Raw genomic sequence first — 23,674 nt, 5'->3', positions numbered from 1 at the left:
TGGGATGACTTCCGTCATGCGAAGGGCCGGGCGCCAGGAGTAGGAGCCGATGAGGTGGAGGGGACCGTGAAGGTGGCATTCGACGGCGGTTGGTGCGCGGCGGTGACGCGCGAGCCGCTGCGCATCACTCCGCGCTTCACGACCGACTCCGTGCGTCTCGTGCCGTACGCGAGCGTGGGGGAACGTGAACGGTTCGTCCTGGGCACCTTCGGTAGCGAGCACTGGCTGTGGGACGCCCCCGACATCCTTCGGTTCGACAAAGACAGTCGGGCCTTGGTCGGAGCCGAATTCCAGATGCCCTACGGGTCCCTGCACGCCGAGAACGCCGACCGCGTTCCCGTCGTGCCCGCAGTGCGCCCCGGTGGGCTCCGTGCGGACGAGGTCCAGGACTTCCGGCACGAGATGTGTACGGTGCTGCACCGCGCTCCCGGGGACACCGTACTGACCTGTCTGCGCGACCTCGACGTCCTCGACGAGCCGCTGGAGGCCCGCATCGGCATCGCACCCGACGTGGCGCTCCTGGTCCAGCGGGGTGTCGTGGTCGGCTGGAGCCTCACCGATCCCGTGCGGTATCTGACCAGCGGATACGCAGATCCGGATCCCGCCCCGCCGTCGCCTGCCACCCGTCGCCTGTTCACCGCGTGCCTGGATCTGGTCACCTCGCCGCTGATCGACGAGGTGACGGACCGCGAGCCGGCCGCCCTGGCCCGGCTGCGGGCCGTCGACGAGGCGCTGCGGAACCAGCGCGAGGACCGGCGCCGGGTCGACGCCCTGTCCGCGCTGATCGGCGACCTGATGGTGGACCACGGGCACCGGTGACGCGGCCGGCCCGGTGGGGCGGCGCCGGGGAAATGCCGGGCCCTGCGGGGTCGCATCGCACAGGATGAGGGCATGCGAACCCTCGTGCTCCTCGACGCCCCCTCCAACCTCGGGCTGCGCCCGCCCGCGCCCGGCGCCGTACCGGGCGTCTACAAGCTCGCCGGGGCCCTGCGCGAACAAGGCCTGCTGGCCCGGCTCGGCGCCGTCGAGGGCGGGGTGGTGGTGCCACCGCGCTACGACCGCGGCGACTGGCGGGAGGGCGACGGCGTGTTCCACGCCGAGGCCCTCGCCGCGTACACCGTCACCCTCGCCGACCGCATCGAACGGCACCTGCGGGCGGGGGAGTTCCCCGTCGTGCTCGGCGGCGACTGCTCCATCCAGCTCGGTGCGGCCCTCGCCATGCGCCGCCTGGGACGCTACGGCCTCGCCGCGATCGACGGCTCCGCCGACTTCCGCCACCCCGGCAACGAGGCCGTCAACGGCCCCGTCGGCGCCGCCGGCGGCGAGGAGCTGGCCCTGTCGACCGGCCGCGGCCAGGCGGACCTCGCCGACCTGGAGGGCCGCGGCCCCTACCTGCGCGACGAGGACGTACGGCTCTTCGGGCTGCGCGACGGCGACCCGGACCTCGCCGAGCTGCACGCGGCCCGGATCTCCGTCGCCACCGTCGGGGAGATCCGCCGGCGCGGCGCGGGGCCGGTGGCCCGAGCGGCACTGGACGGGCTCCACCCGCCGGACACCGCCGGGTTCTGGGTGCACCTGGACGCCGACGTGCTGGACCCGGGCGTCATGCCGGCCGTGGACAGCCCCGACCCCGGCGGCCTGCTCCCCGACGAACTCGCCGAACTGCTCGCCGTCCTGGTGGGCTCGCCGCGCTGCGCCGGGCTCAACGTCACGATCTACGACCCGGACCTGGATCCGGACGGACGTGCGGGCGCCCTCCTCGCCGACCTGGTCGCGGGCGCCTTTGCGTAATCCTGACCGGTGGTGATCCGCGGAACCCCTGTGCACCGGCCGCCGTGGCGTGTTCCATTTCCCTCATGGCCACCACCGTCCGACGCGCCGTACTGACCCTCCCCGCAGCCCCGTTGGGCTCGGACAACCCGCTGCCCGCCCTGCGCGCGCCCGACGAGGTGCACGTACTGGACGAGCGCGCCCGTGAGGGGATGCCGCGCGACATGGCGCGGCAGATCGGCTACGAGCCGTTGCGCTCGCTCCTGCCCGTACGCATCCGCGACGGATACGGACGGGAGCGCGCGGAGCGGGAGTTCGAGTCGATCGTCATCGAGAACGATCACCTCCGGGTCACCGTGCTCCCGGGCCTCGGCGGGCGCGTCCACTCGCTCGTCCACCTGCCGACCGGCCGTGAACTCCTCTACCGCAACCCGGTCTTCCAGCCCGCCAACTTCGCGCTCAACGGGGCCTGGTTCTCCGGCGGCATCGAGTGGAACACCGGTGCGACCGGGCACACCACCCTGTCCTGCGCCCCGGTGCACGCCGCGCTCGTCCCGGCCCCCGACGGGGGCGAGATGGTCCGGCTGTGGGAGTGGGAGCGCCTGCGCGACCTGCCCTTCCAAGTGGACCTGTGGCTGCCGGAGGACTCGGAGTTCCTCTACGTCGGTGTCCGCGTGCGCAACCCGCACGAACGCCCCGCCCCCGTGTACTGGTGGTCCAACATCGCCGTCCCGGAGGACTCCGGCACCCGGGTGCTCGCCCCCGCCGACGAGGCCTGGCACTTCGGCTACGAGCGCGCGCTGCGCCGCGTCCCCGTTCCGGAGTGGGAGGGCGCGGACCGCACGTACCCGCTGCGCGGCGAGTATCCGGCCGACTTCTTCTACGAGGTCCGGGGCGGGGCCCGGCCGTGGATCGCCGCCCTGGACGCCGCCGGGCACGGGCTCGTGCAGACCTCCACCGCGCGCTTGAGCGGGCGCAAGCTGTTCGTGTGGGGCGCGGGCGACGGCGGCCGGCGCTGGCAGGAGTGGCTGACCGAGCCGGGGACCGGCGGCTACGCGGAGATCCAGGCCGGGCTCGCCCGGACCCAGCTGGAGCACGTACGGCTGGAGGGCGGGGCGGAGTTCAGCTGGCTGGAGGCCTACGGGCCGCTGTCGGCGGATCCGGCGCAGGTGCACGGCGCGGACTGGGCGGCGGCCCGCGGCGCGGCCGAGGGCGCGCTGGACGCCGTACTGCCGCGGGAGCGCGTGGACGCGGCGTACGAGGCGTGGCGCGGCCGCGCCGACACCGACCCGGGGGAGCGGCTGGCACAGGGCTCCGGCTGGGGCGCGTTGGAGCTGCTGTGCGGGGGCTTCGAACTGCCGGGCACCCCCTTCGAGGAGGACGTGCTCGAGGAGGAGCAGGAGCCGTGGCTCCAGCTCTGGCGCACGGGCGCCCTACCGGCCCCGCGCCGGGTGGTCCCGCCGGGGCCGAGCCTGGTCGCCGCGCACTGGCGGGACATGCTGGAGACGGCCCCGGCGGATCCGCTGACGGAGTACCACCTGGGCGTGGCCCAGTGGCACGCCGGGGACGTGGCCCAGGCGGTGCGCAGCTGGGAGCGGGGGCTGGCGCTGGCCCCCTCGCGGTGGCCGTTGCTGCGGTGCCTGGCGGTGGCGGACGCCCTGGCGGGCGACGCGGAGCGGGCGGCCGACGGATTCGCGGCGGCCTTCGACGACCTGGCCGCGGAGAGCCGCGGCGGTGAGCCGTGGACGGCCGCGGAGTCGGCGCTCGGCCAGGAGGCGATGGCCGCCCTCCTCGCGGCGGGCCGGCTGCCGCAGGCCCGCGCCGTCTGGGACCGGCTGCGGCCCGCCCTGCGCGAGCAGGGCCGCTTCCGGCTCCTCGCGGCCCGGCTCCTCGCGGCGGAGGGGCACGTGCGGGCGGCCCGCCGGGTCTTCGAGGACGGCTTCGAACTGCCGGACCTGCGGGAGGGCGAGGAGACCCTCGCCGAGGTCTGGTCCACCCTCACCGACTGCCCGCTGCCCGCGCGCTACGACTTCCGGATGCGGCCGCCTACTTCTTCTTGATCCCGTCGAAGCAGAGTACGAACCGCTTGCCGGACTTGTGCCGGGCCCTGTCGGCCTGCTCCTCGTAGCCGATGTCCGAAACTCCCTGGCACCTGGCGGTGTCCACCGTGTCGTGGAGCACCTGGACCACCTTGAACGCGGCGTCGGGGTCGCCGCAGTCGACCACGCGCAGGTCGGGGAAGATCGGGTCCCCGTTGTTCTTGAGGCAGTCGCCGGCCTCGGCGCGGTCGGCGCCGTCCTGGCTCAGGAAGTAGCCGACGGCGACGGCGGCGAGGACGACCACGGCTCCGGCGATCCCCAGCGCCTTCCGGACGCCGATGCCCCCGTTCCGGGACGGCGCGGCGGGCAGCGGGTCCGGTGACTGCTGGGGCGAGGCTCCCTGCGGCGGCTGCTGGCCGTGAGGGCCGGTGCCCGGCTGCGGCGGTTGGGTCATGGGTCTGTCCCCCGGGTGTGCGTGGTCGCGTATTGACGCGTGCACGCTATATCAGCCAGGTGATCACCCCGACCGGCGTGGCCACCCGGCGTCGGGCCCGACGCCAGGGCCGGCGTCAGACCCGGCACAGGATCTCGGCGTTCAGGACCGAGAACCACGCGTCGGGGTGCGCACCCCAGGCGTGCCAGGCGTCGGCGACGGCCGCCAGGTCCGCGGCCGTCGTGTGGCCGCCCCGAGTGGCGACGGCGGCGTACGCGGAAGCCTGCGTACGGTCCGCCCACAGGGTCGACCACCAGGCGGTCTCCTCCGGGGTGGCGAAACACCAGGCCGTCGCCGAGGAGGTCACGTCCGTGAATCCGGCCCGCCGGGCCCAGGCCCGCAGGTGGCGGCCCGCGTCCGGTTCGCCGCCGTTGGCGCGGGCCACCCGCCGGTACAGGTCCAGCCAGTCGTCCAGGCCCGGCGCGGCCGGGTGCCAGGTCATCGCGGCGTAGTCGGCGTCGCGCGCGGCCACGATCCCGCCCTGCCGACACACCCGACGCATCTCGCGCAGCGCCTGGACCGGATCGCCCACGTGCTGCAGCACCTGGTGCGCGTGGACCACGTCGAAGGAAGCGTCCGGGAAGTCCAGCGCGTGGACGTCCGCGGTGGCGAAGGACACGGCGTCGCCCAGGCCGCGCTCCCCGGCGTACGTGCGGGCCTGCACCAGGACGTCCTCGGCGGCGTCGACGGCGGTGACGTGGCCGCCCGGCGCGACCAGCTCCGCCAGGTCCGCGGTGATCGTGCCCGGGCCGCAGCCGACGTCCAGCACCCGCATTCCGGGGCGCAGCTCGCCGATCAGGTACGCGGCGGAGTTCTCGGCGGTGCGCCAGCGGTGCGAGCGCAGCACCGACTCGTGGTGGCCGTGCGTGTAGACGGCCGTCTCCTTGGCGGCCGTTTCCCCGGCGGCGGTTCCCCTGGCGACGTTCATGACCGGACCCCTCCTCGTTTCCTCGTCGAAGCGTTGCTCCCACCGTAGACGATCAGTTCGTCATGTGAGATAGACGTTTTGACATGTGGACAGGAGTTCTGTGCACCAAGGGGATGGGGCGGGGCGGTGGCAGGCCGATGCGGGTGCGAGGAGAGTGGCTGAAGGGGGATACGACCCCAGGGCAGAGGGCGGTGAGGGTCATGACGGACACGCTGCTCGAACGGCACGCCGAGGCGCTGAGGCTCTTCGGTGAACGGGTGCGTGAGATCCGCGGCGACCAGTGGGGGGAGCCGACCCCGTGCACGGAATGGAACGTGCGGGAGCTGGTCAACCACGTCACCGCGGAGCAGCTCTGGATCCCGCCACTGGTCACCGAGGGGCGGACCGTGGAGGAGCTGGAGGGCGGGTTCTCCGGCGACGTGCTGGGCGTCGACCCGGTCGCGGCCTGGGACCGGGCTTCGGCCGCCGCGCACGCGGCCTTCGCCGCGTCCGGCGCGATGGACCGGACCGTGCGCCTGTCGTACGGGCCCGCGCTCGGATCGGCGTACTGCTCGGAGCTGACCGCCGACTGCATCGTGCACACCTGGGACCTCGCCCGGGGCATCGGCGCGGAGGACCGGCTGCCCGACGGCCTCGTCGAGTTCTCGATCAAGGAGATCATGCCGTACGCCGACGGGCTCGCGGCCAGTGGTGCGTACGCCGAACCCGTGGAGGTCCCGGCGGGCGCGGACGCGCAGACGAGGCTCCTGGCGATGGTGGGGCGCAAGGGTTGACACGCGGCACGGGGGCGGGCGTCCCGCGCAACGGGCATACAGCCCTAAATAATCGTATAAAGGTCAGGTCCGGCGGGGCGCCGCGGGGCATCGCGGTGCGTCGTGGGGCACCGCGGTGCGTCGCGGGCCCGGCGGGCGTGGCAGGGCGAGCGCGGAAGGCGGAAAGCGGTGGCGGGGATGCAGCGCACGGCGGCGGAGGGCCGCGGCCCGGTCCGGTACGGCCCGCCCGCCCCCCAGCCCGGCTTGCCCGTGCTCCCCGAACTGGTCTCCGTCCTCGCCGCAGCCGCCGGACGCGCCGCGCCCGAGCCCCCGGGCGGCGGCGAGGCCGTGCGGGAGGCCGCCTGCCGGCACTGGGGCCGGCGCGGGCTCGCCACCTCCCCCGAGAGCGTGGCGGCGGGCCCCGGAGCCCCCGCGCTGCTCCTGGCCCTGCTCGGGGCTTACGGGGGAGACGTGATGCTGCCCCGTCCCTGTCCCGCGTGGTGGACCCCGCAGGTCCGGCTGCTGGGACGGCGGGCCTACCACGTGCCGACCCCGGCCGAGTGCGGCGGAGTGCCGGACCCCTACGCCCTGCTGGAGACCGTCCGGCGGGTGCGCGCCGAGGGCGGCGACCCGCGCGTGCTGCTGCTGTCGGTCGCCGACGACCCCACCGCGACCGTGCCGCCGCCCGAGATGCTGCGCGAGGCCTGCGAGGCCGCCGAATCCGCCGGGCTGCTCGTCGTCAGCGACGAGAGCTGGCGGGACACCGTCCACCGGCCCCACGACACCCTGGTCCTGAGCCCCGCAGAGATGCTCCCCGAACGGGCGGCCGTCCTCATCGACCTGGCCGGCGCGATGTTGCCGGCCGGCTGGCCCGCCGCCGTCGTCCGCTTCCCCGACACCCCGCGCGGGACCTGGCTGCGCGCCCGTACGCTCGACGTCCTCACCGCCACCGGGGCGATGGTCGCCGGGCCGGTCGCGGCGGCCGCCGCGCACGCCCTCGACGAACCCGACGCCGTCACCGGGCGCGCGTACGCCGCCGCCGCCCTGCACGGGGTGGTGGCCGCCGCCGCGCACCACCGACTGCTGGAGGCCGGGGCGCTGGCCCGGCCCCCGCAGGCCGGCCGGCACCTGTACGCCGACCTCACCCCGCTGCGCGCCGGACTCGCCCGGCACGGGGTCGGCGACGCGATGGAACTGGAGGACTGGCTCGGCGGCCGGCTCGGCGCGCCCACACCGGGCGGGCAGCGGTTCGCCGACGAACTGGGCGCGCTGCGCGTGCGGTTGTCCACCGGGCCGCTCTTGGGCGCCACCCCGCAGGAGCGGCTGGCCGCGCTCACCGCCCGCGATCCGCTCGCGCTCCCGCACGTACGCGACTCGCTTGAGCTCCTCGGATCAGTCCTGGCCGGGCTGGCCTGACCACCCGACCCCGGTGAACGGAGACTTCGCGATGAGGGACCGGACGGATGCCCCCGCCCCCGCCCCTGCGCCGGCCCCGGCCCCGGCCCCGGCCCCGGCCCCGGCCCCGGCCCAGAGTCCGGCCCCTTCGCCCGACTCCGTACCCGACCTCGCCCCCGCCGCACCGGAGCGTGCGTCCGCGCCTCGACCGCTCGGTGAACACCGCCGCTGGCCCCGCTCGTTCGCGGACCGGCTGACCACCCCGCTGCCCGGGGTCCGCGGCTACGCCCGCCTCGCCCGCGAGGGCGCCTTCCGGCCGGGCCCCGAAGGCCTGCGCGGCATTCCCGACCTGCCGTACGGGCCCGGCCCGCTGCCGCCGGCGCCCCCCGGCAGCGTCTGCGTCACCTGGGCCGGGCACGCCAGTTGGGTCCTGCGGACCGGCGGGCTGACCGTACTGACCGACCCGGTCTGGTCCCGGCGGATCCTCGGCACCCCGGCCCGGATGACCCCGGTCGGGGTGCGGTGGGGGGATCTGCCACCGGTGGACGCGGTGGTGATCAGCCACAACCACTACGACCACCTCGACGCCCCCACCCTCAAGCGGCTGCCCCGGCGCACGCCCCTCTTCGTACCGGCGGGCCTGGCCGGCTGGTTCCGCCGCCGCGGCTTCACCCGGGTCACCGACCTCGACTGGTGGGAATCGGCCGAACTGCGCGGCGTGCTCTTCGAGTTCGTCCCCGCCCACCACTGGTCGAAGCGGTCGCTGATCGACACGTGCCGGTCCCTGTGGGGCGGCTGGATCCTCACCGACACCCTGAGTGCGGCGCCGCGGAAGCTCTACTTCGCGGGTGACACGGGCTACGGGCACTGGTTCGGCGAGATCGGCCGCCGCCACCCCGGCATCGACCTCGCCCTCCTGCCCGTCGGCGCGTACGCCCCGCGCTGGTGGCTCGGCGACGTCCACGCCGACCCGGAGGAGGCCGTCCGGGCCTGTCTCGACCTCGGCGCCCGCCGGATGGCCCCCATGCACTGGGCCACCTTCGTCCTCTCCGCGGAACCGGTCATGGAACCCCTGTCCCGCACCCTGGTCGCCTGGCGCCGGGCCGGCCTCCCGCGCGAGGACCTCTGGGACCTGCCGATCGGCGCCTCCCGCACGCTGCCCCCAGAGGGGGCCGTGACCGGCGCCGGGGCCGCGGACGGAACCGCGGCGGGGGCCGGCGACTGACGCGGCCCCGTCGGTTCAGTGGTGCCAGGCCTGCCCGCCCACGTTGTGGATGAACCGCTGGAGCACCTTGAGGGTGATCAGGTACTCCTCGTCGGAGATCCCGGCGTGCCGCTCGTCCCACAGGTCCCCCTGCAGGGCCGCGGCCTTGGCGAAGAACTCGCGCCCCTCGGGGGTCATCTCCAGGCGCCCTTCGGCGTCCTGGGTGATCCAGCCCTGGACGATGACCGTGTCCATCTCCTCGGACAGCGCCCCCTCGCCCACCGCGAGGTACCCCCGCAGCGTCTCGGTCACCTCGTCCCGGGTCCTGACCTCGTCGCCCGCCAGCGCGACCCGGGCGAGGATCCACCACTGCGGCTGGCTGGTGCCGAGCCCGGCGAGCGCGCCACGGGTGCGGTTCACGACCGCCTCGTAGGCGGCCCAGCTCCAGTAGCCGATGGGCTGGCGGATCAGTTCGGCGTCATCGTGCGAGTACTCCATGGCGGATCAACTCCCCGTTGGTGGTGCAGCCTGGTGCGCTGTCCAAGACCCTATGAACTCAAGCGCACTTGAGGTCCAGTCGCCGGCCGCACCCGTCCCGATCCCGCCCCTGCGGGGATGGGGCGGGGGTGCGGCGGAGGGTGTGGGGGGTCGGCCTCCCCTGGCGAGATTGGCCGGTTCCACCCGTCTCGGGGGCCGAGCGCGACGGTCGGGATGCGCGTACGAAGACCTCCCGAGCGAGCCACCGCTCCCCGGGCATTGGAGTGGCCGTCGGCCGCTCCGATGGCGTGGCTCCCGCGCCCGCGCCCGACGCTTCCTAGGGTCGGCGGGGGCACGGCACCGGGCCGGCCGACCGTCCGGATCAGGTGGGTGAGTCGTGGAACGCATGACGGCCGAGTCACGAACGCACGAACCTCCGGCCGCCCGGCGGTGGACCCGGCGGCTGGCCGCCGCGGTGGCGCTGCTGATGCTCTGCGCGCTCCCCGCGGGCGCGGCGGGCGCGGCCGGCGCCGCGCCGCCCGGCGACGTACGGTCGCCCGCCGGGTCGCCCCTGTACGCGTCCGACTACGGCAACAACCGGGTGGTGGCCCTGCCTGCGGACGGCGGGGACCAGAGCACCGTCCCCCTCGACGGCCTGGTGCGGCCGACCGGTCTGGCCTGGGACGCCGCGGGCCGGCTCTACGTCTCCGACACCGGCAACAACCGGGTCCTCGTGCTGCCCCCGAACGGCGGGGAACAGACCGTCGTTCCCACCGTTGACCTGTCGCGCCCGCTGGGGCTCGCCGTCGACCCGGCCGGGAACCTCTACATCGCCGACAGCTTCAACGACCGGATCGTGAAGGTGCCGGCCGGCGGCGGGGGCCAGACGACCGTCCCCACCACCGGGCTGCTGCACCCCTGGGGGCTGGCGTGGGCGCCCGGCGGGGAGCTGTACGTCTCCGACTTCGTCAACGACCGCGTCGTCAAGGTGGCCGTGGACGGGAGCGGCCAGAGCACCGTGCCCACCACCGGGCTCTCCCAGCCGACCGGACTGGCCCCGAACGCCGCCGGTGACCTCTACGTCGCCGACAGCGGCAACAACCGCGTGGTGAAGGTGGCCGCGGGCAGCGGTGCGCAGAGCACGGTGCCCACCACCGGCCTCAGCTCCCCGCTCGGCCTCGCGCTCGACGGATCCGGCAACCTCTACGTGGCCGACGGCTTCAACAACCGGGTGGTGCGGGTCCGCGAGTCGGGCGGCGGACAGGTCACGCTCGCCTTCACCGGCCTCAACACGCCGACGGGTCTCGCGTTCCCACCGGCCGCCGCACGGCCGGGACGGCCGGGACACGACCGGGACCTATAGGGGTCGGCGGGGGAGTCGAGGGCCGGCTCAGGGTCGCGGCCGCAGGCGGCGCCAGAGCGAGGGCCCCGTGCTGATCGCGAGGGCCAGGCCGACCGCCAGGGCCACGCCCTTCCAGGGCTCCGCGAAGAGGGTGCCGCCCAGGATGCCGATCAGCCCGTACGTCGCCGCCCAGGCCAGGCAGGCCGGGGCGTCACCACGGGCGAAGCGGCGGAGCGGCATCTGCGCCAGGAGACAGGCCAGCATCACCGGGATCCGGCCCGCCGGGACCAGCCGCGAGAGGACCAGGACCAGTACCCCGTGCTCGTCCAGCCTCGTCCGCGCCTGCTCCAGCCGCTCCGGCGTGGCCCGGCCGCGCAGTGCCTCCAGCCAGCGCGAGCCGCCCCGTGAGCGCACCCCGCGCTGCCCGAGCCAGTACAGCGTCATGTCCCCGGTGAAGGCCGCCAGCGCCGACACCGCGAACACCAGCAGCACCCGGTAGGGCGGCGACTGGTGGTGGAAGGCCACCACCGCCGCCGAACTCACCAGCGCACCCGTCGGGATGACGGGCACCAGCGCACCCAGGGCCACCAGCAGGAACAGCGCCGGGTACCCCACTGCCTGCTGGGTGCTCTCCGGCGGTACCTGGCCGGCCGCCGCCGCGAGCTCGCGCCACGTCACGGCAGCCGCACCCGCTCGCCGTGCTGCGGCACCCGTACGGTCACCTTGGGCGCCAGTTGCCGCGCGAGTCGCTCGAACTCCTCGCCCGGCGCGTGGAATTCGTGCGGCCGCACCGCGTCCAGCCCGACGGGCCAGTACGTCCCGTAGTGCACCGGGACCGCCGCCGCGGGCGCCAGCCGGGCCAGCGCCCGCGCCGCCCGCCCCGCGTCCAGGTGCCCCGGGCCGAGGTACGGTCCCCAGCCGCCGACCGGCAGCAGGGCCACGTCCACCGGCCCGACCTCCTCGGCCATCGTGTCGAACAGCCCGGTGTCCCCGGCGAAGTAGGTCCGCGCCGCGCCCTGCACCACGTACCCGAGCGCCGGACACAGGTGCGGCCCGAACGGCAGCCGCCGTCCGTCGTGCCGCGCGCCGACCGCCCGGATCCGTACGCCGTCCCGTACGGGGACCTCCTCGCCCGGCACCACCTCCGTCACGGCCAGCCCGCGCAGCCCGGCGACCCGCGCCAGCCCCGGCACGGCCCGGCGCGCCCCGCGCGGCACGACCAGCCGGGTGCCGGGTGCGAGGCGCGCCAGCGACGGCAGGTGCAGGTGGTCGGCGTGCAGATGGGAGACCAGCACCACGTCGGCCACCGCCGCCTCGGGCGGGGGCACCGCGCCGCGCCGCCGCCGCAGGTGCGCGAGCCGCCGCGCGAACAGCGGGTCCGTGAGCAGCCGGACCCCGGAGTCCTCGACGGTGCACGTGGCATGACCCCACCAGGTGATCTCCACCGGCACCCGGACCTCCCTCCCTCGAGCCCCGTTCACGAGCCTAGAGTCTGCCCGGCGCGGGCGCTCGGAACCGGATCTCGGCAGCCCCCTCCTCTACCGCGGAGTAGCGGAGTAGGGTCCGGCGGCATGGAAGAGTTGCGCGTGGCCGCGATCACCAGCCTGGCCCCGCTCGAAGACCTCGACGCCGACCCCTTCGCCGTGGACACCCGCGGCCAGCACTCCATGTGCGCGCGCTGGGCCGCCGACCGGGGCTACGTCGTGACGAAGCAGTTGCTGGTCTACGGACTGCGGGCCGACCACTGCGGGCTCTGGTCCGACGTCGACACCGGGCAGGTCGACCTCTTCGTCGCCGCCAACCACCGGGTGCTGGCCCGCGCGCTGCGCTCCGTCGAGGAGTTCACCGCCGAGTGCGAGCGGCGCGGCGTACGGCTGGAGACCGCCGGGGACGAAGAGCCCCGGTACACCTCCGCGATGAAGGCCGAGGTGCACCGCAGACTGTCCATGCCGACCGCCGGCTACGACGGCACCTGACCTGACCTGACCTGACCTGACCTGACCGGCCGCCTGACCCACGCCGCCCCGATCCGCCGCCCGCCCAGCCGCCACCCATGCGCCACGGCGCGCCGTCCGCGCCGTCCGCGTCGCCCGACCGGGTGCGCCGGGCTGTGCGAGCCTGGAAGGCGGACGGGGCGCGCGGGAGGTGGCGGCGTGGGGCGAGGACGGTGGCGGACCGCGGGCAGCGCCCTGGTGCGGGTGTTGCTGGTCTGGGCCGTGTCCACCCTCACGATGCTCGCCCTGGCGGGGATCCTGCCGGACTTCCGGCTCCAGTCCGACGACGGCGACAGCATCACGCAGATCGGACTGACCGCCGCGTGGGCCGCCGGGGCCTTCGGTCTGCTCAGCGCGCTGGTCTGGCCGGTGCTCGTCCGGGCCCTGCTGCTGGTGCCCGCCCTGGTGCTCGGACTGCTCGTCTTCTTCCTCAACGGCTCGCTCCTGCTGATAGCGCTCGACCTGATCCCGGACGGCCGCAGCGAGGTGGCCCCGGAGACCGCGGTGGTCGTCGCCGCCGTGATGTCCGCAGTGGCGTCGGCGACCTCCACCGCCCTCGCCGTGCGCGACGACGAGGCCTACCGGCGGCGGCTCTACCGGCTCGCCGACCGGCGCCGCCGCCGGCAGGGCAGGGCGGTGCCGTCCCGGGCCGCCGAGACCCCGCCGGGCCTGCTCGTGCTCCAGCTGGACGGGGTCGGGTACGAGGAGCTGCGCCGTGCGTGCGACGGCGGACTGATGCCCACCGTCACCGGCTTGCTGGAGGGCAACCACCGCGCCCGGCCCTGGCGCACGGACTGGTCGAGCCAGACCGGCGCCAGCCAGCTCGGGATCCTGCACGGCTCCAACTTCGATGTGCCCGCCTTCCGCTGGTACGAGAAGGACACCGGCGAGGTGATGGTCTGCAACCGGCCGACCAGCGCCGCCGAGCTCCAGCGGCGGGCGGTCGCGTGCACCGGGGACGGCGGACTGCTGACCCTGGACGGGGCGAGCCGGGGCAACCTGTTCAGCGGCGGCGCCGACCAACTGGCGCTGGTGCTGTCGGTCTCGGCCCGTCGGGGGCGGGCCAACCGGTCCCGCGCGGGCTACTTCGCGTACTTCTCCGATCCGGCCAACGCCGTCCGTACGGCCGTGTCCTTCGTGGCCGAAGTGGTCCGGGAGGTCGTCCAGTCACTGCGGGCACGGATCCGCGGGGACCGGCCACGGGTGTCGCGCGGCGGGCTGTACCCGCTGATCCGGGCCTTCGCGACCGTGGTCGAACGGGACGTGGTCGTCGCGGCCGTGATCGGCGACATGCTCGCCGGGCGCTCCGCGGTCTACGCCGACCTGGTGGCCTACGACGAGGTCGCGCACCACTCGGGCCCGCGCGGCCGGGACACCGACCGGGTGCTGCAGCGCCTGGACCGGAGCCTCGCGCTGATCGCCCGGGTCGCCGAGCACGCGCCGCGCCGGTACCGGATCGTGCTGCTCTCCGACCACGGCCAGAGCCCGGGCGAGACCTTCCTCGGCCGGTACGGACTGACCCTCAAGGACCTGGTCCGGGCCGGTTGCGGGCTGCCGGTCCCGCGCCGGGCCGGTCGCACGCGCAGCGGGGCCGAGGCCCGGGCGGCCGTGCTCGCGGCGCTCCACCGGCCGGTGGAGGAGGGCGAGGAGGCGCACCCGGGACCGGGTTCCGACCCGGTGGTGCTGGCCTCGGGCAACCTCGGCCTGATCTCCTTCCCGGACCTTCCCGGCCGGGCGTCGCGGGCGCGCGTGGAGCGCGCGCACCCCGCCCTGCTGACCACCCTGGCGAACCATCCCGGCGTGGGGTTCCTGCTGGTGGACGGGGTGGTACTGGGCCGGGACGGAAGGGCGGCCCGGCTGGACGTCCCGGGGGAGGCCGAGGAGCTGCTGGCTCCCTTCGGCCCGGGCGCGGCGCAGGCCGTCCGGCGGACCGACGCCTTCCCGCACGTGGCGGACGTCATGGTCAACTCGGCGTACGACCCGGAGACGGGCGCGGTGCACGCCTTCGAGGAACAGATCGGCTCGCACGGCGGGCTGGGCGGGGAGCAGGGGAACCCGTTCCTGATGTGGCCCTCGGAACTGTCGGACCCCGGTGCGGAACTGGCCGGCGCGGAGGCGGTGCACGCCGTGTTGCGGCGCTGGCTGCGGGAGGCGGACGGGCCGCAGGTACCGGTGGTGGCCGCGCCCCTGGCTCCGCCGGTGGGCGAATCGGCGCAGGAGCCCGCGGCGCCGCTCGCGGCGGCCCGCGAGGCGCCGGACCCACCGCGTACCGGGCACACCCGGGCGGCGACCGGGGTGTCCCCGGGGCGCCCCGGGACGGAGGCGTGGAGGTACGGCGCCGTAGCCGACGTCGAGGGTCCGGGAGGAGTACCCGGACCGGGGCTCCCGGACCCGGCCGGGCGGCAGCCCGCGGACCCGGCTGGTGGGCCGCCGCCCGCGCCCGGTCCGGGTGAGCGTCCCCAGCGTGCGGTGCCGCAGGATTCCCCGCCTGAGGACCCCATCGGCGGAATCTTTCCGTCCGATGGGTTGCCCGCGCGGGACGAAACCCGCTGATTTGGTGCGTCCCGCCCGGTGGTCGACCATGTGTCGACCTGCCCACCATGTGAGACGACCCGAGGCGCACCACCGATGACCAGCACCGCAACCCTGCCCGCCGAGGCCGCCGCACCCCCCGAGCAGGGCCGCGACCCCCACGCGCGCCGCTTCGGCCTGCCCGTCGCGACCTGCCTGGTCATGGGCAACATCATCGGTGGCGGGATCTTCCTCCTCCCCGCCTCGGTGGCTCCCTTCGGCACCATCAGCCTCGTCGCCTTCGCCGTCCTCACCGCCGGCGCGATCGCCCTCGCCCTGGTCTTCGGTCGGCTCGCCGAACGCCACCCGCAGACCGGCGGCCCCTACGTCTACGCCCGCGCCGCCTTCGGCGACTTCGCCGGCTTCCTCGCCGCCTGGAGCTACTGGATCACCGCCTGGGTTTCGAACGCGGCCCTGGCCGTCGCGGCCGTCGGCTACCTCACGGTGCTGTTCCCCGCCGCGGGCGAGCACAAGTGGTCCATGTGCCTGGCCGCCCTCGCCGTCCAGTGGCTCCCGGCCCTCTCCAACCTGGCGGGCACCCGTTACGTCGGCGCGGTGCAAGTCGTCGCCACCGTGCTGAAGTTCGCCCCGCTGCTCCTGGTGGCCGTCGGCGGGCTGTTCTTCTTCGACCCCGCCAACCTCGGCCCCTTCCGGGCCACCGACCAGAGCGCGGCCGGCGCCGTTTCCGCCTCCGCGGCGATCCTGCTGTTCAGCTACCTCGGAGTCGAGTCCGCCACCGTCAGCGCGGGCGAGGTCCGCGACCCGGCCCGCAACGTCGGCCGGGCCACGGTCCTGGGCACCGTGGGCGCCGCCACCGTGTACCTGCTCGGCACGGTCGCCGTCTTCGGCCTGGTCGCCCATGACCGGCTGGTCTCCTCCACCGCCCCCTTCACCGACGCCGTCAACGCCATGTTTTCCGCAGACGGAGGGGCCGGCGGCACTTGGGGCGGCACCGTGGTCGCCTGCGCCGCCGTGATCTCGATGCTCGGCGCCCTCAACGGCTGGACCCTGCTCAGCGCGCAGACCCCGTACGCCGCCGCCAAGGACGGGCTCTTCCCGAAGGCCTTCGAGACGAAGAAGCGCGGGGTCCCCGTCGTCGGCGTGGTCGTCACCGTCGCCCTCGCCTCCGCCCTCACCGTCTACAACTACACGTCCGGAACCCAGGGCGTCTTCGAAAGCCTGGTCCTGATCACCACCTTCACGGCGACCGTCCCCTACCTGCTGGCCACCGCCGCCCAGATCTACTTCCTGCTCTCCGGGCAGCGCGAGCGGGTCCACCCCGGCCGCCTGGCCCGCGACGGCGTCCTCGCCGCCCTCGCCTTCGGCTTCTCGATGTGGCTGGTCGCCGGCTCCGGCTACGCGGCCGTCTACCAGGGCGTGCTCTTCCTCTTCGCGGGCGTGCTCGTCTACGCCGCCATGTCCGCGAAGAAGCACCGCGCCGCCGCGTCACCCGCGGAGTAGCTTGGAAAGAGGGGCCGCCCAGGGGGCGCCAAGGGGTCACCATGTCCGCATTCAGGAAGAGCATCGACATCGACCGCAGGCCCGAGGACGTCTACGCGTACCTGACGGATCCCACGCACCTGCCGGAGTGGCAGGACAGCGCCGTATCGGCCGTCCCGGTCGGCGATCTCCCCGTGCACGTCGGTTCGCTGATCCTCGTCACCCGGCAGATCGGCCGCCGGCGGGTACCCACGACCATGGAGTTCGTGGAGCTCGACCCGCCGAGGAGCTGGCACGTGCACGGGGTCGACGGGCCGGTACGACCCGACGTGCGCGGCACCGTCGAACCCCTCGACGGCGGCGCCCGCTCACGCGTCACCCTGGACGTCGACTTCGAGGGCCACGGGCTGGGCCGGGCCCTCGTACCCCTCGTGGTCAGGCCCATGGTCCGCAAGGAGATGCCCCGGGGCGAGGCGAAGCTCAAGCACCTCCTCGAAACCCGCTGAAGGCGCGCGGCCGGGGGGAAAAGCGGATGCCCCGGGGCGTGTGGTGCGGCCACACTGGCCGCACCACACACCGCCACACCCCCGAGGACATCCACGCCCGTGCAGGCCGCCGTCACCGTCACCCCCGCCCAGATCCCCGAACTGCTGCTCGGCCTCGCCACCGTCCGGCCGGTGTTCCTCTGGGGGGCTCCCGGCATCGGAAAGTCCTCGCTGGTAAGGAAGTTCGCCGACGCGCTCGGGCTGGAGTGCGTCAGCCTGCTCGGCACCCAGCTCGCCCCCGAGGACCTGATCGGCGTCCCGCAGATCCGCGACGGCCGGTCCGTCTTCTGCCCGCCCGAGGCCATCGCCCGCGACGAGCCGTACTGCCTCTTCCTCGACGAGCTCAACGCCGCGAGCCCGGACGTCCAGGAGGCCTTCTACTCGCTGATCCTCGACCGCCGGATCGGCTCCTACGAGCTGCCGGCCGGCTCCATCGTCATCGGCGCGGGCAACCGGGCCACCGACAACGCGCTGGCCCGGCCGATCGCCTCCGCGCTGGTCAACCGCCTCACCCACGTCCACCTCCAGGCGTCCGCGGGGGACTGGCTGGTCTGGGCCGGCGAGCACGGCATCCACCCCTGGGTCACCGACTACCTCACCGACCGTCCCGACCACCTCTGGTCGCAGCCGCCCAAGACGGAGGAGCCCTTCTCCACCCCGCGCTCCTGGCACATGCTCTCCGACGCCCTGCACTCCTTCGGCGCGGAACTGGACGAGCAGACCCTCAAGGTGATCGCGCACGGCACCCTCACCCCCGCGCACGCCGTCTCCTTCTGCGGCTACGCCAAGATCGTGCGGCACAGCTTCGGCATCGAGGCGATCATGAAGGGCGACGCCTCCTGGCCCACCCGCCCCGCCGACCGCGACCTGCTCTACTACCTCGCCGAGGCCTTCCGCGGCCGCCTGGTCAAGGAGCTGCCCGCGCAGCGCGAGCACGTCTCGCCCGCCCTGCGCCAGACCGCCTACCGGGCCAAGGCGCTGCTGGTCCAGCTCGCCGAGATCTCCGTGGAGGTGGCGCAGACCGTCATCGCCGAGGACGTCGACGGCCTGCCGGTGCTGCCCTCCTGGTTCCTCGTGGAGGCCGCCCGGGACATGCCGCGCCTGGTCGAGGCCCGCCGGTGAGCGTGTCGCGCCCCCGGCCGAAGAAGGCCGCCCCGCCCGACCCCGCCGCGCAGGCCTTCGCCGAGGGGCTCGCCCTGGTCAAACGGAACCCGGCCCTCGCCGCCGTCGGCGGAAGCGTGTGCGAGCAGTCCAAGTGTCCCCGGACCCCCGCCGCGGGCCTGGTCGCCGTGGACTCCAACGGCGTCCTCCACGTCCGCTCCGGGCTGCGCGCCGACCCCGCGGCCTGGGCCTGGGCCCTCGCCCACGCCCTGCTCCACCTCGGCTTCGGCCACGTCCCGGCCGCGGCCGTCGACCAGCGCGTGCAGCCCGACCGCTTCGACCTCGCCGCCCGCTGCGCCGTCGTCAACCGCTTCCTGCTGACCCAGCCGTCGCTCCGGCCCCCGGACGACCTCCCTGCCGAGTACCCCGGCGGTGACGAGGAACTGCTCGCGGCCCGCTGGCGCCGGGACGGCATCCCCGCCGCCCTCGCACACTGCGGCACCGCCGGCGACCACCCCGACCAGCTCCTGGTCGCCTGGCCCGCATGGAACTCCGCCCAGGTCCCCGACTGGGAGACCGCGTTCGCGCACGCCCTGACCCGCAGCGTCTCCGCCGCCATGGAGGTCGCGGGCGGGCGCCGCGACCGGGTCACGGGGCAGCGCGTGGCGCAGCGCCCGTGGGACCGCGCCCTGAACTGGTTCGTCTCCTCGTACCCGCTCCTCGGCGGCCTGGCCAGCGGCCTGAAGATCGTCGCCGACGCCGAGCTGGCCCGCGCCCAGGGCATCGACATCGCCGCGGTCAGTGCCACCGCCGGGGAGATCTACGTCAACCCGCTGCGCAGCTTCGAGGACGAGGAATGGCGGTTCATCCTGGCCCACGAGATGCTGCACGCCGCCCTGCGCCACGGCGAGCGCCGCGGCGCCCGGGACCCGTACCTGCACAACGTGGCCGCCGACTACGTGGTCAACGGGTGGCTCGTCGAGATGGGCGTCGGCGAGATGCCCGCCGGGCTGCTGTACGACCCGGAGCTGAGGGACCTCTCCGTCGAGGAGGTCTACGACCGGATCACCGCAGACCTGCGCCGGATGCGCCGCCTCGCCACCCTGCGCGGCAAGGGCCGCGGGGACATCCTGGGCGAGCCGCTGCCCCACCCGGGCAGCGCGCCGTACACCGACCTGGACGAGTTCTACCGGCGCGGCTTGGTCCAGGGCTTCGACCTGCACGCGTACGGGGAGCGCGGCCTGCTGCCCGCCGGGCTGATCCAGGAGATCCGGGCCCTGGCCCACCCGCCCGTGCCGTGGGACGCCCGGCTCGCCCGCTGGTTCGACGAGTACGTGCCGCGCCCCGAGCCGGTACGGAGCTTCGCGCGTCCGGCGCGCCGCCAGGCTTCCACCCCGGACATCCCGCGCGCGGGCCGCTACTTCCCGCCCGAGGAGGTCGCCCGCTGCACCTTCGGCGTGGTGCTCGACACCTCGGGGTCGATGAACGCCGCCCTGCTCGGCAAGGCACTGGGCGCGATCGCCTCGTACGCCGAGGCCCGCGACGTACCGGCGGCACGGGTCGTCTTCTGCGACGCGGCGCCGTACGACGCGGGCTATCTGCCCCCGACCGAGATCGCGGGCCGGGTACGGGTCCGCGGGCGCGGCGGCACCGAGCTGCAGCCGGGCATCGACCTGCTGCAGCGGGCGGAGGACTTCCCGCCCGGGGCCCCGGTGCTCGTGATCACGGACGGCTGGTGCGACATCCTGCGCATCCGGCGGGAACACGCCTACCTGATCCCCCAGGGCGCCTCCCTGCCGTTCACCCCCAAGGGCCCCGTCTTCCGTCTGACCTGACCTGCCCTGCCCTGACCGGACGCAGAACGCCCCCGACCCGCGGATCCGCGGGTCGGGGGCGTTCTGGAGGAGATCGACTCAGTCGAGGTAGTCGCGCAGCACCTGCGAACGCGACGGGTGGCGCAGCTTCGACATGGTCTTGGACTCGATCTGGCGGATGCGCTCACGGGTGACCCCGTACACGCGGCCGATCTCGTCCAGGGTCTTCGGCTGGCCGTCGTTGAGGCCGTAACGCATGGAGACCACGCCCGCCTCGCGCTCCGAGAGCGTGCCCAGGATGGACTGGAGCTGCTCCTGGAGGAAGGTGAAGGAGACCGCGTCCGCCGGGACGACCGCCTCGGAGTCCTCGATGAGGTCACCGAACTCGCTGTCGCCCTCCTCACCCAGGGGGGTGTGCAGGGAGATCGGCTCGCGGCCGTACTTCTGGACCTCGATGACCTTCTCGGGGGTCATGTCGAGTTCCTTGCCCAGCTCCTCCGGGGTGGGCTCGCGGCCCAGGTCCTGGAGCATCTGGCGCTGCACGCGGGCGAGCTTGTTGATGATCTCGACCATGTGCACGGGGATGCGGATCGTGCGCGACTGGTCGGCCATGGCACGCGTGATCGCCTGCCGGATCCACCAGGTCGCGTACGTGGAGAACTTGAAGCCCTTGGTGTAGTCGAACTTCTCCACGGCGCGGATCAGGCCGACGTTGCCTTCCTGGATCAGGTCCAGGAAGAGCATGCCGCGGCCCGTGTAGCGCTTGGCGAGGGAGACCACGAGGCGGAGGTTGGCCTCCAGCAGGTGGTTCTTCGCACGGCGGCCGTCCTCGACCAGGATCTCCAGCTCGCGCTTGAAGGCGGGCTTGTGGTCCTCTTCCTCTTCGAGCTTGTACTCGGAGAAGAGACCCGCCTCGATGCGCTTGGCGAGCTCCACCTCCTGCTCGGCGTTGAGGAGCGGCACCTTGCCGATGAGCTTGAGGTAGTCCTTGACGGGGTCGGCGGTGGCGCCGGCCACCATGACCGTCTGCGCCGGGGCGTCGTCCTCGTCGTCGTCGGACAGGACGAAGCCCTGGGTGCCGCCGGCCTTGGGCGCCTCGTCCTCGGCCTCGTCGACCAGGTCCTCGGCAGCCCAGTCCTCGCCCTCGACGACGGGGGTCTCGCCCTCGTCGGCGTCCTTGGCGCTGGTCTTCTTCGCCGCGGTCTTCTTCACGGCGGTCTTCTTCACGGCGGTCTTCTTGACCGTGCGCTTCTTCGGCTCGGCGGCGGCCTCGGCCGACGCCTCGTCTCCGATGGCAGCGGCCGACGAAGCGGATATCGCCGTGGCGGTGGTGGCAGCCGTGGCCGCGGTGGTGACCGCGGTCTTGCGGGCGCCGATGGGGCGCGGCGCGGCGGTGGCCTTCTTGGCCACGGTGCGGGCCGGGGCGGCGGCAGCCTTGCGGGGCTTCTTGGCGGCAGCCTTGGTGGCGGGGGCCGCGCTGACGTGAAGGGCGACACCCTCCTCGTCCAGGACCTGGTTCAGGCTGCGCAGGACCCGCTTCCACTGGTCCACCGGGATGCGGCCGGCCTCGAAGGCCTGGCGCACGTCGTCACCGTTGATGTGACCCTGCTCGCGGCCGCGCTCGACGAGCGCGACAAGGGCCTCGGATTCGGCGATCTCCGGAGGGAACGTACGGGACGGGCTGAGCGACACAAGGAGCCTCTCGTTGCGAACAGATAAGGGTGGACGGGACATCATCGCGCGAACTCGGGAAACAGACCGGAGGGGGGTCTGTATTCCGGGCCGCGCGAGGACACCTGTCGGTTCATCGCATGCCCGAGTCGATTCGTTACGCGCTGAATTGAGTGACCTGCGCCACGCTGTGGCCACGCAACCGATCCGGCGTAGATCCGTCCGCCCTTCAGATCAGCCCGTTTTGCGGGCTTCGATGAGGAAGCGGGCGGTGTGAGCGACGAACGGACCTTCGCGTTCGATCCGTTCGTGGAGCTCGCGCAACCGGTCCCGGTACTGCCCGACCGTGAAGCCGGGCACCATCCAGATCACCTTCCGTAGAAAGTAGATCACGGCTCCGATGTCGTGGAACTCCGTGCGCAGTCGCTCGGAGCGCAGATCGAGGACTTCGAGCCCGGCCGCGGTGGCGTCGGCAACCGCGTCGTCGGGGTGCCGGGCGCGCCGGACCTCCTCCGGCTGCGGGCCGAGGAAGTACTCGACGAGCTCGAAGACGCTCGCCGGACCGACCTGCTGCGAGAGGTAGCTGCCGCCCGGCGTCAGCACCCGCGCGATCTCCTTCCACCAGATGGTCACCGGGTGCCGGCTGGTCACCAGCTCGAAGGCCGCGTCGCCGAAGGGCAGCGGCGGCTCGTCGGCGTCGGCCACCACCACCGCGCCCAGCGGGTGCAGCAGCCGCGTCGCCTTCTCGATATTGGGCGGCCAGGACTCGGTGGCCGCCGTCAGCGGCGGCAGCGGAGCGCAACCGGCCAGGACCTCGCCGCCGCCGGTCTGGATGTCCAGCGCGGACCGCACCCGGGCCAGGCGGTCGGCCATCAGCCGTTGGTACCCCCAGGAGGGACGTTGCTCGGTGGCCCGGCCGTCGAGCCAGGAGAAGTCCCAGCCGTCCACGGAGACGGACTCGGCTTCGGCGACAAGATGGTCGAAAGTACGCGTCATGCATTGATCGTCCCAGGTCGGACGCCCGACAACCACCGAATATGTCGACTACAGTGGTCGGCGGGCCGTGACTGGCGTTCGGGTGGATCACCACCGGGGAGCGGCCCGGCGTACCTGTGGACCTCCGGTACGTCGGCTGCCGCGCGCCTGGGCGAACCGCGATCCGCAGCGACGTTCAGGAGACCCCGTGACGACTGCCCAGACTGCCACTGCCACTGCCACTGCCACTGCCCCTGCTGCCGGCTCCGCCCAGCTGATGGACGGCACGGCCCTCGCCCGCCGCATCTCGGAGCAGACCGCCGCCTACGCGGCGAAGATCACCGAGCGCACCGGCACCGCGCCCTGCCTCGCGACCGTGCTGGTCGGCGAGGACCCGGCCTCCGTGACCTACGTCCGCATGAAGCAGAACCGCTGCGCCAAGGCCGGGATCACCTCCCGCCACGTCGAGCTGCCGGCCGAGACCACCACCGAGGAGCTGGTGGCCACCCTCACCGCGCTGTCCGAGGACCCGGAGATCAGCGGCATCCTGCTCCAGCACCCCGTCCCGCACCACATCGACGAGCGCGCCGCCTTCGAGGCCATCGCCCCGGGCAAGGACGTCGACGGGGTCACCATGCACTCCTTCGCCGCCATGGGCTTCGGACTGCTGGGCTTCGTCTCCTGCACCCCCGGCGGCATCATGCGGCTGCTCGCCGCCTACGACGTCGACCTGACCGGCAAGCACGCCGTCGTCGTCGGCCGCAGCGCGATCCTGGGCAAGCCGGCCGGGATGCTGCTGCTCGAGCAGAACGCCACCGTCACCTACTGCCACTCGCGCACCCAGGACCTGCCCTCGATCGTGCGCCAGGCGGACGTGCTGGTCGCCGCCGTCGGCAAGGCCGAGTTCATCCGGGGCGAGGACATCAAGCCGGGCGCGGTGGTCCTGGACGCCGGGTACAACGAGGGCAACGTCGGCGACGTGCACTTCGAGTCGGCCGCCGCCCGGGCCTCGCTGATCACGCCGGTGCCGGGTGGTGTCGGCCCGATGACCATCGCCGTACTGCTGGAGCAGACCGTGCAGGCGGCCGCCGCGCAGGCCGGACTGGACCTCGCCGAGCTCTGATCCCACCACGCGGCTCCCGCGTACGACGTACGCACGCGCT

The 23,674-nt window shown here is 74.1% G+C and carries 21 protein-coding genes and 1 riboswitch; of the genes, 14 read left to right on the top strand and 7 right to left on the bottom strand.

The window, feature by feature from the left end:
• Nucleotides 1–66: 66 nt before the first annotated feature.
• From OG386_RS10545 to OG386_RS10535, 3 genes are all read left to right on the top strand, one after another.
• Nucleotides 67–819 carry a hypothetical protein gene (locus tag OG386_RS10545; protein ID WP_328787914.1) on the top strand — a complete coding sequence of 251 codons (753 nt, stop codon included), beginning with the start codon at nt 67–69 and terminating at the stop codon, nt 817–819.
• 72 nt (nt 820–891) lie between these two features.
• On the top strand, nt 892–1,791 hold the full coding sequence (locus OG386_RS10540; RefSeq protein ID WP_328787912.1) for an arginase family protein: 900 nt from the start codon (nt 892–894) through the stop codon (nt 1,789–1,791).
• A 65-nt stretch (nt 1,792–1,856) separates the two neighbouring features.
• Nucleotides 1,857–3,830 (top strand): DUF5107 domain-containing protein, encoded by a 1,974-nt coding sequence (locus tag OG386_RS10535; RefSeq protein ID WP_328787911.1) that lies wholly within the window; start codon nt 1,857–1,859, stop codon nt 3,828–3,830.
• Here the strand turns inward: OG386_RS10535 and OG386_RS10530 are convergent.
• A complete protein-coding gene (locus OG386_RS10530) occupies nt 3,817–4,263 on the bottom strand; it encodes an LppU/SCO3897 family protein (protein WP_328787910.1) in 447 nt (148 codons plus the stop codon). The genes OG386_RS10535 and OG386_RS10530 overlap by 14 nt on opposite strands.
• A 115-nt stretch (nt 4,264–4,378) precedes the next feature.
• Nucleotides 4,379–5,230: a methyltransferase domain-containing protein gene (locus OG386_RS10525; protein WP_328787909.1), complete on the bottom strand. Its 852-nt coding sequence runs from the start codon at nt 5,228–5,230 to the stop codon at nt 4,379–4,381.
• Between the two features lie 200 nt (nt 5,231–5,430).
• On the opposite strand from OG386_RS10525, the gene OG386_RS10520 reads away from it, so the two are divergent.
• The 3 genes from OG386_RS10520 (at nt 5,431) to OG386_RS10510 (ending at nt 8,602) form a co-directional block, all read left to right on the top strand.
• The gene (locus tag OG386_RS10520; RefSeq protein ID WP_328787907.1) at nt 5,431–6,003 is read left to right on the top strand and encodes a TIGR03086 family metal-binding protein; all 573 of its coding nucleotides are present in this window, start codon (nt 5,431–5,433) and stop codon (nt 6,001–6,003) included.
• 177 nt (nt 6,004–6,180) lie between these two features.
• The gene (locus OG386_RS10515) at nt 6,181–7,398 is read left to right on the top strand and encodes an aminotransferase class I/II-fold pyridoxal phosphate-dependent enzyme (protein WP_328793212.1); all 1,218 of its coding nucleotides are present in this window, start codon (nt 6,181–6,183) and stop codon (nt 7,396–7,398) included.
• A gap of 31 nt (nt 7,399–7,429) precedes the next feature.
• Nucleotides 7,430–8,602: an MBL fold metallo-hydrolase gene (locus OG386_RS10510; RefSeq protein ID WP_328787906.1), complete on the top strand. Its 1,173-nt coding sequence runs from the start codon at nt 7,430–7,432 to the stop codon at nt 8,600–8,602.
• Nucleotides 8,603–8,617: 15 nt separating this feature from the next.
• On the opposite strand, the gene OG386_RS10505 is transcribed toward OG386_RS10510, so the two are convergent.
• Entirely contained in the window at nt 8,618–9,079 is a 462-nt protein-coding gene (locus OG386_RS10505) for a MarR family winged helix-turn-helix transcriptional regulator (protein WP_328787904.1), read from the bottom strand.
• A gap of 385 nt (nt 9,080–9,464) precedes the next feature.
• Between OG386_RS10505 and OG386_RS10500 the strand changes: the two genes are divergently transcribed.
• Nucleotides 9,465–10,421: a virginiamycin B lyase family protein gene (locus tag OG386_RS10500; protein WP_328793211.1), complete on the top strand. Its 957-nt coding sequence runs from the start codon at nt 9,465–9,467 to the stop codon at nt 10,419–10,421.
• Nucleotides 10,422–10,448: 27 nt separating this feature from the next.
• On the opposite strand, the gene OG386_RS10495 is transcribed toward OG386_RS10500, so the two are convergent.
• Nucleotides 10,449–11,078, bottom strand: a complete 630-nt coding sequence (locus OG386_RS10495; RefSeq protein ID WP_328787903.1) for a DedA family protein — start codon at nt 11,076–11,078, stop codon at nt 10,449–10,451.
• Entirely contained in the window at nt 11,075–11,851 is a 777-nt protein-coding gene (locus OG386_RS10490; protein ID WP_328787902.1) for an MBL fold metallo-hydrolase, read from the bottom strand. The genes OG386_RS10495 and OG386_RS10490 overlap by 4 nt, the downstream gene beginning before the upstream one ends.
• 120 nt (nt 11,852–11,971) lie before the next feature.
• Here OG386_RS10490 and OG386_RS10485 point away from each other — a divergent pair, with 120 nt between their 5' ends.
• The 6 genes from OG386_RS10485 to OG386_RS10460 all read left to right on the top strand — a co-directional run bounded on the left by OG386_RS10485 (nt 11,972) and on the right by OG386_RS10460 (nt 19,886).
• Nucleotides 11,972–12,376, top strand: a complete 405-nt coding sequence (locus OG386_RS10485; protein WP_327382352.1) for a hypothetical protein — start codon at nt 11,972–11,974, stop codon at nt 12,374–12,376.
• Between the two features lie 177 nt (nt 12,377–12,553).
• The gene (locus OG386_RS10480) at nt 12,554–14,947 is read left to right on the top strand and encodes a phage holin family protein (protein ID WP_328787899.1); all 2,394 of its coding nucleotides are present in this window, start codon (nt 12,554–12,556) and stop codon (nt 14,945–14,947) included.
• A gap of 75 nt (nt 14,948–15,022) precedes the next feature.
• On the top strand, nt 15,023–16,426 hold the full coding sequence (locus OG386_RS10475) for an amino acid permease (protein ID WP_328787898.1): 1,404 nt from the start codon (nt 15,023–15,025) through the stop codon (nt 16,424–16,426).
• Nucleotides 16,427–16,467: 41 nt separating this feature from the next.
• On the top strand, nt 16,468–16,911 hold the full coding sequence (locus OG386_RS10470) for an SRPBCC family protein (RefSeq protein WP_328787897.1): 444 nt from the start codon (nt 16,468–16,470) through the stop codon (nt 16,909–16,911).
• 99 nt (nt 16,912–17,010) lie between these two features.
• Complete coding sequence (locus OG386_RS10465) at nt 17,011–18,072, top strand: ATP-binding protein (RefSeq protein ID WP_328787896.1); 1,062 nt, start codon at nt 17,011–17,013, stop codon at nt 18,070–18,072.
• Between the two features lie 2 nt (nt 18,073–18,074).
• Nucleotides 18,075–19,886: a vWA domain-containing protein gene (locus tag OG386_RS10460; protein WP_328793210.1), complete on the top strand. Its 1,812-nt coding sequence runs from the start codon at nt 18,075–18,077 to the stop codon at nt 19,884–19,886.
• Between the two features lie 78 nt (nt 19,887–19,964).
• Here the strand turns inward: OG386_RS10460 and OG386_RS10455 are convergent, their stop codons facing one another.
• Both OG386_RS10455 and OG386_RS10450 read right to left on the bottom strand, forming a co-directional pair.
• On the bottom strand, nt 19,965–21,557 hold the full coding sequence (locus tag OG386_RS10455) for an RNA polymerase sigma factor (RefSeq protein ID WP_328787895.1): 1,593 nt from the start codon (nt 21,555–21,557) through the stop codon (nt 19,965–19,967).
• Nucleotides 21,558–21,770: 213 nt separating this feature from the next.
• Nucleotides 21,771–22,532 carry a class I SAM-dependent methyltransferase gene (locus tag OG386_RS10450; RefSeq protein WP_328787894.1) on the bottom strand — a complete coding sequence of 254 codons (762 nt, stop codon included), beginning with the start codon at nt 22,530–22,532 and terminating at the stop codon, nt 21,771–21,773.
• Nucleotides 22,533–22,589: 57 nt separating this feature from the next.
• Nucleotides 22,590–22,692: riboswitch (ZMP/ZTP riboswitch) on the top strand.
• Nucleotides 22,693–22,788: 96 nt separating this feature from the next.
• Here OG386_RS10450 and OG386_RS10445 point away from each other — a divergent pair.
• A complete protein-coding gene (locus OG386_RS10445) occupies nt 22,789–23,634 on the top strand; it encodes a bifunctional 5,10-methylenetetrahydrofolate dehydrogenase/5,10-methenyltetrahydrofolate cyclohydrolase (protein ID WP_328793209.1) in 846 nt (281 codons plus the stop codon).
• The last annotated feature ends 40 nt before the right edge of the window (nt 23,635–23,674 follow it).

The organism is Streptomyces sp. NBC_00273 (genome assembly GCF_036178145.1).
Classification (GTDB): Bacteria; Actinomycetota; Actinomycetes; order Streptomycetales; family Streptomycetaceae; genus Streptomyces.
Note: the sequence above shows the minus strand (reverse complement) of the source record. Positions and strands in the feature narration are given on the sequence as shown.